The organism is Streptomyces sp. NPDC005483 (assembly GCF_040606035.1).
Lineage (GTDB): Bacteria > Actinomycetota > Actinomycetes > Streptomycetales > Streptomycetaceae > Streptomyces.
This window is the reverse complement of sequence record NZ_JBEXEA010000001.1, coordinates 21,631-34,377: the sequence shown is the minus strand read 5'-3', so window position 1 is coordinate 34,377 and position 12,747 is coordinate 21,631. Positions and strand designations below refer to the sequence as shown.

11 protein-coding genes are annotated in these 12,747 nt (G+C 70.9%); 9 read left to right on the top strand and 2 right to left on the bottom strand.

The annotated features are described in order from the left end of the window. The first annotated feature begins 2 nt into the window (after window positions 1-2). The 7 genes from tal to ABZT06_RS00130 all read left to right on the top strand — a co-directional run bounded on the left by tal (window position 3) and on the right by ABZT06_RS00130 (window position 8,572). The gene (gene tal / locus ABZT06_RS00160) at window positions 3-1,148 is read left to right on the top strand and encodes a transaldolase (RefSeq protein ID WP_355732458.1); all 1,146 of its coding nucleotides are present in this window, start codon (window positions 3-5) and stop codon (window positions 1,146-1,148) included. After that, window positions 1,145-2,680, top strand: a complete 1,536-nt coding sequence (gene zwf / locus ABZT06_RS00155; protein ID WP_355732455.1) for a glucose-6-phosphate dehydrogenase — start codon at window positions 1,145-1,147, stop codon at window positions 2,678-2,680. Before tal ends, zwf begins: the two co-directional genes overlap by 4 nt. Further along, window positions 2,677-3,612 carry a glucose-6-phosphate dehydrogenase assembly protein OpcA gene (opcA, locus tag ABZT06_RS00150; RefSeq protein WP_355732452.1) on the top strand — a complete coding sequence of 312 codons (936 nt, stop codon included), beginning with the start codon at window positions 2,677-2,679 and terminating at the stop codon, window positions 3,610-3,612. The genes zwf and opcA overlap by 4 nt, the downstream gene beginning before the upstream one ends. 269 nt (window positions 3,613-3,881) lie before the next feature. Continuing rightward, the gene (pgi, locus tag ABZT06_RS00145) at window positions 3,882-5,534 is read left to right on the top strand and encodes a glucose-6-phosphate isomerase (RefSeq protein WP_355732449.1); all 1,653 of its coding nucleotides are present in this window, start codon (window positions 3,882-3,884) and stop codon (window positions 5,532-5,534) included. 1 nt (window position 5,535) lies between these two features. Continuing rightward, window positions 5,536-6,414, top strand: a complete 879-nt coding sequence (gene gnd, locus ABZT06_RS00140; protein WP_355732446.1) for a phosphogluconate dehydrogenase (NAD(+)-dependent, decarboxylating) — start codon at window positions 5,536-5,538, stop codon at window positions 6,412-6,414. A 7-nt stretch (window positions 6,415-6,421) separates the two neighbouring features. After that, a complete protein-coding gene (locus ABZT06_RS00135; protein ID WP_355732443.1) occupies window positions 6,422-7,009 on the top strand; it encodes a histidine phosphatase family protein in 588 nt (195 codons plus the stop codon). A gap of 99 nt (window positions 7,010-7,108) precedes the next feature. Continuing rightward, complete coding sequence (locus ABZT06_RS00130; RefSeq protein WP_355732441.1) at window positions 7,109-8,572, top strand: membrane-associated oxidoreductase; 1,464 nt, start codon at window positions 7,109-7,111, stop codon at window positions 8,570-8,572. An 18-nt stretch (window positions 8,573-8,590) separates the two neighbouring features. On the opposite strand, the gene ABZT06_RS00125 is transcribed toward ABZT06_RS00130, so the two are convergent. After that, window positions 8,591-9,466 carry a shikimate dehydrogenase gene (locus ABZT06_RS00125; protein WP_355732438.1) on the bottom strand — a complete coding sequence of 292 codons (876 nt, stop codon included), beginning with the start codon at window positions 9,464-9,466 and terminating at the stop codon, window positions 8,591-8,593. A 130-nt stretch (window positions 9,467-9,596) separates the two neighbouring features. Between ABZT06_RS00125 and ABZT06_RS00120 the strand changes: the two genes are divergently transcribed. Then, window positions 9,597-10,262: a TetR/AcrR family transcriptional regulator gene (locus ABZT06_RS00120; RefSeq protein ID WP_355732435.1), complete on the top strand. Its 666-nt coding sequence runs from the start codon at window positions 9,597-9,599 to the stop codon at window positions 10,260-10,262. 125 nt (window positions 10,263-10,387) lie between these two features. Beyond that, entirely contained in the window at window positions 10,388-11,728 is a 1,341-nt protein-coding gene (locus ABZT06_RS00115; protein ID WP_355732432.1) for an MFS transporter, read from the top strand. A gap of 25 nt (window positions 11,729-11,753) precedes the next feature. Here the strand turns inward: ABZT06_RS00115 and ABZT06_RS00110 are convergent, their stop codons facing one another. Continuing rightward, window positions 11,754-12,164, bottom strand: coding sequence for a VOC family protein (locus tag ABZT06_RS00110; protein ID WP_355732429.1), 411 nt, complete (start codon window positions 12,162-12,164; stop codon window positions 11,754-11,756). Window positions 12,165-12,747 lie beyond the last annotated feature (583 nt).

Sequence of the window (12,747 nt, the reverse complement as noted above, 5' to 3'; positions counted from 1 at the left end):
AGATGATCACTGTGACCGAAGCGACCGCAACCGCGGGAGCACTCAAGCGCCTGTCCGACGAGGGCGTATCCATCTGGCTGGACGACCTGTCGCGCGGGCGGATCGAGTCGGGGAACCTCGCCGAGCTCGTCGCCACGAAGCACGTCGTCGGCGTCACCACCAACCCGTCCATCTTCCAGGCCGCCATCGGCTCGGGAGCGGGCTACGAGGAGCAGCTGAGCGACCTCGCCACCCGGGGCGTGACGGTCGACGAGGCCGTTCGGATGATGACCACGGCCGACGTCCGCGCCGCCGCCGACGTGCTGCGCCCGGTGTTCGACGCCACCGGCGGCCGGGACGGCCGGGTCTCCATCGAGGTCGACCCGCGTCTCGCCCACGACACCGGGGCGACGATCGCCGAGGCCAAGCAGCTCGCCTGGCTGGTGGACCGCCCGAACGTCATGATCAAGATCCCGGCGACCAAGGCGGGGCTCCCCGCGATCACCGAGGTCATCGGCCTCGGGATCAGCGTCAACGTCACGCTGATCTTCTCCCTGGAGCGCTACCGCGAGGTCATGGACGCCTACCTCGCCGGTCTGGAGAAGGCCGCGAAGAACGGCCTCGACCTCTCCACGATCCACTCCGTCGCCTCCTTCTTCGTCTCCCGGGTCGACTCCGAGATCGACAAGCGCCTCACCGTCCTCGGCACCGAGAAGGCCCTCGCGCTCAAGGGCAGGGCGGCGCTCGCCAACGCGCGGCTCGCCTACCAGGCGTACGAGGAGGTCTTCGGCGGTGAGCGCTGGAACTCCCTCGGCGGCGCCCGCGCCAACAGGCAGCGCCCGCTGTGGGCCTCGACCGGCGTGAAGGACCCGTCCTACAAGGACACCCTCTACGTCGACGACCTGGTCGCGCCCGGCACGGTCAACACCATGCCGGAGGCCACGCTGAACGCCACCGCCGACCACGGCGAGATCACCGGCGACACGGTGACCGGCGGCTACGCGCAGGCCCGCGCCGACCTGGCCGCCGTGGAGGCGCTGGGGATCTCGTACGACGAGGTTGTGCGGCAGCTCGAGACAGAGGGCGTGGCCAAGTTCGAGGCGGCCTGGCAGGAACTGCTGGACGCCGTCACGAAGTCGTTGAACAGCAAGGGAGTTGACGCGGAATGACCATCACCGCCGACTGGGAGAACCCCCTGCGCGACGAGCGCGACCGGCGTCTCCCCCGGATCGCCGGGCCGTCCGGGCTCGTCATCTTCGGTGTCACCGGCGACCTGTCCCGCAAGAAGCTGATGCCGGCCGTCTACGACCTCGCCAACCGCGGGATGCTGCCGCCGGGCTTCTCGCTCGTCGGGTTCGCCCGCCGGGACTGGGAGGACGAGGACTTCGCGCAGATCGTGCACGACTCCGTGCGCGAGCACGCGCGGACCGAGTTCCGTGAGGAGGTCTGGCAGCAGCTCGCCGAGGGGATGCGGTTCATCCCGGGCGACTTCGACGACGACACGGCGTTCAAGCAGCTGCGCCAGACCGTCGAGGACCTCGACAAGGCGCGCGGCACCAGCGGCAACTACGCCTTCTACCTCTCCGTACCGCCGAAGTTCTTCCCGAAGGTCGTCCAGCAGCTCAAGAAGCACGGGCTGGCGAACGCGCCCGAGGGGTCCTGGCGGCGGGCGGTCATCGAGAAGCCGTTCGGCCGGGACCTGAAGAGCGCCCGCGAGCTCAACGCGCTCGTGCACGACGTGTTCGAGCCGGACCAGGTCTTCCGGATCGACCACTACCTGGGCAAGGAGACCGTCCAGAACATCCTGGCGCTGCGCTTCGCCAACCAGATGTACGAGCCCATCTGGAACCGCTCGTACGTCGACCACGTGCAGATCACGATGGCCGAGGACATCGGCATCGGCGGCCGCGCGGGGTACTACGACGGCATCGGCGCCGCCCGTGACGTCATCCAGAACCACCTGCTCCAGCTCATGGCGCTGACCGCCATGGAGGAGCCGGCCGCCTTCGACGCCGAGTCGCTGCTCACCGAGAAGCTGAAGGTCCTCAGGGCCGTGAAGCTGCCGGAGGACATCGGTGCGCACGCCGTGCGCGGGCAGTACGCGGGGGCCTGGCAGGGCGGCGAGAAGGTGCTCGGCTATCTGGAGGAGGACGGCATCGACCGGGACTCCACCACGGACACGTACGCGGCCATCCGGCTGAACGTCGACAACCGCCGCTGGGCGGGCGTCCCCTTCTACCTGCGCACCGGCAAGCGGCTGGGCCGCCGGGTCACCGAGATCGCGGTCGTCTTCCAGACGGCCCCGCACTCGCCCTTCGACTCCACGGCCACCGAGGAGCTCGGCTCCAACGCCATCGTCATCCGGGTGCAGCCGGACGAGGGCATGACGGTCCGGTTCGGGTCGAAGGTGCCGGGCACCTCGATGGAGATCCGGGACGTGACGATGGACTTCGCCTACGGCGAGTCGTTCACGGAGTCCAGCCCGGAGGCGTACGAGCGGCTCATCCTGGACGTCCTCCTGGGGGACGCCAACCTGTTCCCGCGTCACCAGGAAGTGGAAGAGTCCTGGAAGATCCTCGACCCGATCGAGGAGCACTGGGCGAACCACGGCCGTCCGGCGCAGTACGCGTCGGGTACCTGGGGACCCGAGGAAGCCGACGAGATGCTCGCACGAGACGGACGGAGCTGGCGCAGGCCATGAAGATCGACCTGACCGACACCACGGCAAGCAAGATCAACAAGGCGCTGGTGCAGGGCCGCCGCGCCATCGGCACCCCCGCGGTGGGCATGGTCCTGACGATGGTGATCGTCACGGACGAGGAGAACGCCTACGACGCGATCAAGGCGGCCGAGGAGGCCTCGCACGAGCACCCCTCGCGCACCCTGGTCGTCATCAAGCGGCACGCCCGCACAGCCCGCGACCGGATGGCGTCCAAGCTGGACGCCGAGGTCCGGGTGGGCGCCGACGCCGGCACCGGCGAGACGGTGATCCTGCGGACCTACGGCGAGGTCTCCGACCACGCCGACTCCGTGGTGCTGCCGCTGCTGCTGCCGGACGCCCCGGTCGTCGTGTGGTGGCCGGTGGACGCACCGGAGAACCCGGCCAAGGACCCGCTGGGCGCGCTCGCCCAGCGCCGGATCACCGACCTGTACGCCGTCGAGAACCCCCTCGACGTGCTCGCGGCCCGGGTCCGCTCCTACGCGCCGGGCGACACCGACCTGGCCTGGACCCGGCTGACCCCGTGGCGCTCGATGCTGGCGGCGGCCCTCGACCAGGCCCGCACGGAGATCCTCTCCGGGGCCGTGGAGGCCGAGGCCGACAACCCGGCCGCCGAGCTGCTCGCGCGCTGGCTGGAGGCGCGGCTGAAGGTGAAGATCGACCGCGTGGTCACCGCGGGACCGGTCGTCACGGCCGTCCGCCTGGGCACCGCGAACGGCGAGGTCGTCATCGACCGTCCCGAGGGCCCGCTGGCCACGCTGTCCCTGCCGGGCCAGCCCTCCCGCACCCTCGCGCTGAAGGTCCGCACCACCTCCGAACTCATCGCCGAGGAGCTCCGCCGCCTCGACGCCGACGAGATGTACGCCGTCGCCCTGCGGGGCGAGGGGGTGTCTGATGGATCAGGCCGGCTCTAAGGCACAGCACCTCTTGACCAAGCCGAGCGGGGTCATGGGGGTCCCCCCGCGCGAGCGAAGCCGAGCGTGGGGGAGCGTGCAGCTGCAAGGCGGAGGAGGGAGTCGACGCGATGGGGGTCCCCCCGCTCGAGCGAAGCCGAGAGTGGGGGAGTCGGCGACCGACGACAACGCCGCTGGGGGCACCCCCTCTGGGGGAGTGCGTGCCAGACCACGCGACGCCGGCAAGATCCATCAGACACCCCCTGCGGCCACCAAGGAGAAGCCTGCTCATGTCTGACTCCCCTCTTCTGACGCGTCGCCCCGAGTGGACGGCCCTGGAGGACCACCGCGGCGAGCAGCGCGCGCATCTGCGTGAGCTGTTCGACGAGGACCCGGGGCGCGCGGAGCGGTATGTGGTGCGCGTGGGCGATCTGCGCATCGACTACTCCAAGCACCTGATCACCGACGAGACCCTGGCCCTGCTCCAGGAACTGGCCACCGCCACCGACGTGTTCGGGCTGCGCGACGCCATGTTCCGCGGTGAGCGGATCAACCTCACCGAGGACCGGGCGGTGCTGCACACCGCGCTGCGCGCCCCCGCCAACGCGGTCGTCGAGGTCGACGGCGAGAACGTCGTGCCCCGCGTGCACGCCGTGCTCGACAAGATGAGCGACTTCGCGGGCCGGGTCCGCTCCGGCGAGTGGACCGGCCACACCGGCAAGCGCATCAAGAACGTCGTCAACATCGGCATCGGCGGCTCCGACCTCGGTCCCGCGATGGCCTACGAGGCCCTGCGGGCGTTCACGGCACGGGAGTTGACCTTCCGGTTCGTGTCCAACGTGGACGGCGCCGACCTGCACGAGGCGGTGCGGGACCTGGACCCGGCGGAGACCCTGTTCATCGTCGCGTCCAAGACGTTCACCACCATCGAGACGATCACGAACGCCACCTCGGCCCGCACCTGGCTGCTGGACGGACCGGGCGGCCTGCGCGACGACAAGGCCGTCGCCAAGCACTTCGTCGCCCTGTCGACGAACGCCGAGAAGGTCACGGACTTCGGCATCGACCCGGACAACATGTTCGAGTTCTGGGACTGGGTCGGCGGCCGCTACTCCTACGACTCGGCGATCGGCCTCTCCCTGATGATCGCCATCGGCCCGGACCACTTCCGGGAGATGCTCGACGGCTTCCGGATCGTCGACGAGCACTTCCAGAACGCGCCCGCCGAGGCCAACGCCCCGCTGCTCCTGGGCCTGTTGGGCGTCTGGTACGGCAATTTCCACGACGCCCAGTCGCACGCGGTACTGCCGTACTCCCACTACCTGTCGAAGTTCACCGCCTACCTCCAGCAGCTGGACATGGAGTCCAACGGCAAGTCGGTGCAGCGTGACGGCGACCCCGTCCAGTGGCAGACCGGCCCGGTGGTGTGGGGCACGCCCGGCACCAACGGGCAGCACGCGTACTACCAGTTGATCCACCAGGGCACCAAGCTCATCCCGGCCGACCTGATCGGCTTCGCCCGGCCGGTCGGCGAGCTGAGTGACGAACTCAAGGCGCAGCACGACCTGTTGATGGCCAACCTGTTCGCACAGGGGCAGGCGCTCGCCTTCGGAAAGACCGCCGAGGAGGTGCGCGCGGAGGGCGTGGCCGAGGAGCAGGTGGCCCACCGCACCTTCCAGGGCAACCACCCCACGACCACGATCCTGGCCAAGGAGCTCACCCCCTCCGTCCTCGGCCAGCTGATCGCCCTCTACGAGCACAAGGTGTTCGTCCAGGGCGCGGTCTGGAACATCGACTCCTTCGACCAGTGGGGTGTCGAGCTCGGCAAGGTCCTCGCCAAGCGCGTCGAGCCCGCCCTCACCGAAGGTGCCGAGGTCCCCGGCCTCGACTCCTCCACCACCGCCCTCGTGGCCGCCTACCGTGAACTGAAGGAAGTGCACTGACATGCAGTTGGGACTCATCGGCCTGGGCAAGATGGGCGGCAACATGCGCGAGCGCATCCGCCTCGCCGGCCACACCGTCGTCGGCTACGACCGCAACCCCGAAGTCTCCGACGTGTCGAGCCTCGCCGAGCTGGTCGACAAGCTCGAAGCGCCGCGCACGGTGTGGGTGATGGTCCCGGCCGGCGCCGCCACCCAGTCCGTCGTGGACGAGCTCGGCGATCTCCTCTCCCCCGGTGACACCGTGGTCGACGGCGGCAACTCCCGCTGGAGCGACGACGAGAAGCACGCCGAGGAGCTGGGCGCCAAGGGCATCGGCTTCGTCGACGCGGGTGTCTCCGGTGGCGTCTGGGGGCTGCAGAACGGCTACGCCCTCATGGTCGGCGGCGACAAGGAGCACGTGGAGCGGCTCCAGCCGATCTTCCACGCGCTCAAGCCCGAGGGGCCGTACGGCTACGTCCACGCGGGCAAGGTCGGCGCCGGGCACTTCTCCAAGATGGTTCACAACGGCATCGAGTACGCCATGATGCAGGCGTACGCCGAGGGCTGGGAGCTCCTGGAGAAGGTCGAGTCGGTGGACAGCGTGCGGGAGGTGTTCCGCTCCTGGCAGGAGGGCACCGTCATCCGCTCCTGGCTCCTCGACCTCGCGGTCAACGCCCTCGACGAGGACGAGCACCTGGACAAGCTCAAGGGCTACGCGCAGGACTCCGGCGAGGGCCGCTGGACCGTGGAGGCGGCCGTGGACAACGCGGTGCCGTTGCCGACGATCACCGCCTCCCTCTTCGCGCGGTTCGCGTCCCGCCAGGACGACTCCCCGCAGATGAAGATGATCGCGGCGCTGCGCAACCAGTTCGGCGGCCACGCCGTCGAAGCGAAGAAGTAGGCGCGCCGTGGGGGATCTTCTTCTGGTCCGCCACGGCGAGACGGAGTGGAGCGTGTCGGGACAGCACACCAGCTGGACCGACCTGCCCCTCACCCAGCACGGCGAGGAACAGGCAAAGTCACTCGCTCCGCTCCTCTCGGCCCGGACCTTCTCGCTCGCGCTGACCAGTGAGCTGGGCCGCGCGATACGCACCGCCGAACTGGCGGGCATCACCGGGGCGTCGACCGACTCCGACCTCCACGAGTGGGACTACGGCGCCTACGAGGGCGTCACCACCGTCGACATCCATCGCACCCGGCCCGACTGGGACCTGTGGACCGACGGGGTCCCGCCCGGCCCGGACGGACACCCCGGTGAAGCACCCGAGGAGGTCGGCCGCCGTGCCGACCGGGTCCTCGCCCGGGTGGACGCCGCTCTTCCCGACGGTGACGTGGTCCTCGTGGCCCACGCCCACTTCCTGCGGGTCCTGACGGCCCGCCGGCTGGGACTGGCCCCGGCGGAGGGCCGGTTGTTCCAGCTGGCGACCGGCACGGTGAGCCGGCTGTCGACGGAACACGACCGTCCGGTGATCGCGGAGTGGAACACCAGGGCGTAGCAGGGCAGTTGCGGACGGCCCGGGAGCACAGGCTCCCGGGCCGTCGTCGTCGGCAGGGCCGGTTGACACCGTGACGTGTGCGTTGGAGAGTCACGGCTGATGGAGATCGACAACCTGACCCCGGCCGAACTGCGTGTGTGGCGTGCCTTCCCGAAGGGCGAGGCCGTGGACTTCCGGGCGGCGGACGACGAGGACGTGTCGGGCGGCGCCGAGTGGGGTGCCGCGCGTACCGTGCGGGCCTCCGTGGTGCGGGCCCTGATGCTCAACGGACCGCAGGAGGACGGGGAGATACCCGCCCTGAAACTGGCGGGCGCCCGGATCACCGGTGTGCTCGGGCTCCAGTACGGGACGGTCGACCACGCCGTACGTCTCAGCCATTGCTGGTTCGACGACGTACCGCTGCTGTACGGCTGCCGGCTGCGCCAGTTGAACCTCAGCGACTCCGTGCTGCCCGGGCTGACCGCCGCCACGATGCGCGTGGACGCCGTCCTGCGGATGACGGACTGCCGGGTGAACGGTCCGGTGCGGCTCGGCGGGGCGCAGATCGCCGGGGCGCTGTTCATGGACCGGGCCGAGATCGTCGCGGACCAGGCCGGGGAACCCGCGCTCCAGCTCAACCACATGAGCACCGGCGACGACCTGTGGGCTCCGGGGCTCCGGGTCCACGGTGAGATGCGGCTGAACGGCGCCACGATCGCCGGCTCGGCCAACCTCAACGACGCCCGGCTCAGCCACCCCGGCGACATCGTCCTCGACGCGCAGACCCTCGTCGTGGAGGGCGACTTCCATCTGCGCCGGGTGCACACCTTCGGCTGGATCGGCCTGCGGGGCGCCCGGATCGCTGGCCGGCTGGACCTGTCGTACGCGCATCTGTCGAACCCGGGTGACGCCGCGCTCAGGGCGAACAGCTCCACCATCGGGGAGCTCTGGCTGCGCAAGGGGCCCCGCATTCAGGGCACCCTCAGTCTGCGCCGCGCCCAGATCGACGACCTGTTCCTGGAGCCCGAAGTGGTGCCGGAAGAGGTCCAGTTCAACAAGCTCGTCTACACCTCGCTCACCCCTCAGGAGCCCGCCGAGCGCCGCCTGCCCATGCTGGAGCGCGACCGCGAGGGCTATGTCCCGCACGCCTACGAGCAGTTGACCGCTGCATACCGCCGCATCGGCGACGACCGCGCCGCCCGACTGGTCCAGCTCGCCAAGCAGCGCCGCCACCGCGCCACGCTCGCCTGGTACGGGCGCCTGTGGGGCCATGTCCAGGACGCCACCGTCGGCTACGGCTTCCACCCCCTGCGGGCCTGCGTCTGGCTGCTCTCCCTGCTCGCCGTCGGCACGGTCGCCTACGGCCTGCACCATCCGCCGCCGCTCAAGGCGGACGAGGCCCCGCACTTCAACGCGCTGTTCTACACCCTGGACCTCCTGCTGCCGGTGATCTCCTTCGGCCAGGAGGGCGCCTTCGCCCCCCGCGGCTGGTACCAGTCTCTGTCGTACGCCCTGGTCATCGCGGGCTGGATCCTGGCGACGACGGTCTTCGCGGGCGTCACCCGGACCGTCAACCGCCAGTGAACCCCGGTTGGAGCGGGCCTACTTGGGTGCGCCGACCTCGTCCGCCAGGTCCGCGATGTCCGCGAGCATCCGCGCCGCGTCCGGCTCGCGTCCCGTGAACAGCCGGAACGCGTCCACGGCCTGGAAGACGGCCATCCCTCCGCCGTCCAGAGTGGCGCAGCCGAGCGCGCGGGCGGTCCGCAGCAGTTCTGTCTCCAGCGGGCGGTAGACCACCTCGGCGACCCACAGCCCGGGGCGGAGCAGGTCGGCCGGGAGGGGCAGGCCGGGGTGGGCGGCCATGCCGGTGGGGGTGGCGTGCACGAGGCCGTCGGCGTCGGCGAGCAGCTGCGGCAGCCGGTCCGGGGTGGCGGCGGCCGCCCGGCCCTCGCCGAAGTGCCGGTTCAGGGAGGCGGCGAGGTCGGCTGCCCGGTCGGCGAGCGCGTCGACGACGGTGACCCGCCCGGCGCCGAGGGTGAGCGTGGCGTGCGCGACGGCCGCGCCCGCGCCGCCCGCGCCCAGCTGTACGACCCGTTCCAGGGGCACGTCGGGCAGGCCGCGCGCGAAGGAGGCGGCGAAGCCGGTGACGTCGGTGTTGTGGCCGGTCGCCCGGCCGTCGTCGAAGACGACGGTGTTGACCGCGCCGAGCGCCTCGGCCTGCGGCGAGAGCGCGTCCAGGTGCCCGATGACCTGCTGCTTGCAGGGGTGGGTGATGTTCAGTCCGTCGTAGCCCAGGTCACGGGCGGCCCGCACCAGCTCGCCGACCGCCTCGGGGCGCACGCCGAGCACGTCGATGTCGAGGAGCCGGTACAGATAGCGCAGGCCCTGCCGGTCCGCCTCCCGCTCGTGCAGCGCCGGGCTCAGCGAAGGGCCGATGCCGGCGCCGATCAAGCCGACGAGAAACGAGTCCTTGGCCACACGGACCTCCCGAGCCCAGCATTAATGTACGAACCAGTACGTTAGCTATACCAGCCGGGCCGCCGCCGGGGAAGAGCCCGGCCGCGCCTTCTAGAATCTGCGGCACCGGCCGCACTCCCGAAGGAACCCGATGACCAGCGTCGACGAACCGGCACGACCCAACGGGCGGATCCGCGACGCCGCCCGCACCCAGGCCGAGATCCTCGACGTGGCGACCCAGGAGTTCGCGCGGGCGGGCTACGACGGCGCCCGCGTGGACGACATCGCCGCCCGCACCCGCACCACCAAGCGGATGATCTACTACTACTTCGGCGGAAAGGAGCAGCTGTTCACCGCCGTCCTGGAGCGGGCGTACACCGTGATCCGCGAGGCCGAGCAGGAGCTGGACGTCGAGCACCTGGACCCGGTCGCGGCGATCCGGCGCCTCGCGGAGCTGACCTTCGACCACCACGAGCAGCACCCCGACTTCATCCGCCTGGTCAGCATCGAGAACATCCACGGGGCGGAGCACATCGCCGCCTCCGAGAAGCTCGGGAAGATCGGCTCCCCGGCGCTCGACGTGATCCGCCGCATCCTGGCCTCGGGGCAGGAGTCCGGCCTGTTCACGGCCGACGTGGACGCGGTCGACCTGCACGCCATGATCAGCTCGTTCTGCTTCTTCCGGGTCGCCAACCGGCACACCTTCGGCGCCCTCTTCGGCCGCGACCTCGTCGCCCCGGAGCAGCGCGCGCACTACCGGACCATGCTGGGCGACATGGTGATCGCCTACCTGACGGCGGACCGCGCGGCGGACTGACCCGGCACGGTCCCGACCCCTTGACACCCGGGATGTGCGGGCGCACCATCCTCGGCAACCGCTACTAACTATCCAGTGGGTTAATTACCTGGATAGCTCCCGGAGTCCCCCGAAGGAGCACCCCCGTGTCCGTCCCCGCCGAAGCCGTCGGGCAACCGAAAAAGGCCGCCACCGCCGCCTGGATCGGCAGCGCCCTGGAGTACTACGACTTCTTCATCTACGGCAGCGCCGCAGCCCTGATCTTCCCGAAGGTGTTCTTCGACGAGTCCGACCCGGCCACCGCGACCCTGCTGTCGCTGGCCACATTCGGTGTCGCCTACGCGGCCCGGCCGGTCGGCGCGCTCTTCCTCGGCCATTTCGGCGACCGCGTCGGCCGTAAGAAGATCATGGTCTTCACGCTGCTCCTGATGGGCCTGTCGACCTTCCTCATCGGCTGTCTGCCCACCCGCCACCAGGTCGGCACCCTCGCCCCGGTCCTGCTGGTCCTCTGCCGGGTCCTGCAGGGCATCTCGGCGGCCGGTGAGCAGGCCAGCGCCAACTCCATGAGCCTGGAACACGCGCCGGCCCACCGGCGGGGCTTCTTCACGAGCTTCACGCTCAGCGGCACCCAGGGCGGGCAACTGCTCGCCACCCTGGTCTTCCTGCCGGTCGCCGCGTTGCCCGAGGACCAACTGCTGTCCTGGGGCTGGCGCGTGCCGTTCTGGCTGAGCGTCGCGGTCGCCGTGGTCGGCTTCGTCATCCGCCGCAAGCTCGACGAGACCCCGGCGTTCGAGAAGCAGGCCGCCTCCGGGGGCGTCCCGAAGATGCCGCTCGCGGTGCTGCTGCGGGAGCACTGGGCGGACGTGCTGCGGGTGATCGGGGGCGCGCTGATCGCCTCGGTCTCCACGATCTTCACGGTGTGGGCGCTGGCGTACGCCACGAGCGACGCGGTCGGGATGAGCCGTTCCTCGATGCTGTGGGTGGGCGCGCTGGCCAACCTCGTCGCGCTCGCCGCGATCCCCCTGTGGGCCACGCTGTCGGACCGCATCGGCCGGCGGCCGGTCTTCCTGATCGGCGCGGCGGGCAGCGCGGTGACGATGTTCCTGTACCTCTGGGCGATCTCCACGGGCAACTACCCGCTGATCATGCTGCTCGGCATCATCGCCTTCGGTGTCGTCTACAGCGCCGCGAACGGGGTCTGGCCGTCCTTCTACGGCGAGATGTTCTCCACCCGCGTCCGGCTGTCGGGCATGGCGATCGGCACCCAGATCGGCTTCGCGGTGGCCGGATTCGCGGTCACCTTCGCGGCACAGATCGCGGGCCCGGACGGCACCGACTGGTCCTCGGTGGCCCTGTTCACCGCGGCCCTGTGCGTCCCGCCGCTGATCGCCGCCGTGACGGCCCGCGAGACCCACAAGGTCCCCACCGAGGACCTGGGCTCACGTGCACCCCGTGAGGCGTCCCGCCCGGAGACGGTGACGGCCTGACCCCGGGCCCGCGCGCCCGTCGCGCCTACCCGTTCGACCAGCCCCGCGTGCACAGCACCAGCCGGTAGCCGTCCGGGTCCTCCACCGTGACACCCCACTCGTTCCAGTACGGGTTGGGCGACCGCACCTGTTTGCCCCCGTGTGCCTCCAGGCGGGCGACGAGGTCCTCCGGGACCGGACCGTCGACGTAGACCACCAGCAGGTCCTCCTCGGTGGGGCGGGGGTCGACGGGGTGGTCCTGCTCGTGGACCAGCTCCAGATGCCAGTCGGCGTCGGGCCACCCGAGCATCAGGAGGTCGTGCTCACCGGGCTCGGGGCCGCCCTCGGCACGCCATACGACCCCGAGGCCGAGCCCCTCGACCCAGAACCGTTCGGCGGCGGCCAGGTCCCGGGAGGGGCGGGCGATACGGATGTGGCTGCGGCCGTCGACCGGCATGGTGACCTCTTCCCTCGGTGTGCAGGTCAGCGTAGGCAGCGGTCGATCCCGCCGCATCGGCCATCGGCCCTGCGCCCCCGGGCCTAGGACCGGCGGACCGCGTCGGGCGAGGCGGACGGGCGGGGTGCCGCGCCCGAAGTGCTCGCGGGCATCGGAACACGGCGGGATGCCGCTCGGGCGGTACGGCACGGCTCGTGCACGCGCGGTTCCGCCGCGTCCCCGACCAGCAGCGCGCCGGGGTCGACCAGTGAACCCCCCGCCATCACGAACGGCCACCAACCGGGCCCGAACACCCGCGCCCGCGCCGGCACCGCGGTCGGCCACCGCCTTGCCAAGGCCCTGACCACCGCCGACGGCAGCACCGCCGCGGTCCGCGTTCCCGTGGACCGCGCGGTTCCGCCGCGCCCAGGACCAGCAGCGCGCCGGAGACGACCAGTGCCCCCCGCCATCACGAACGGCCACCAACCGGGCCCGAACACCCGCGTCCGCGCCGGCACCGCGGTCGGCCACCGCCTTGCCAAGGCCCTGACCACCGCCGACGGCAGCACCGCCGCGGTCCGCGTTCCCGTGGACCGCGCGGTTC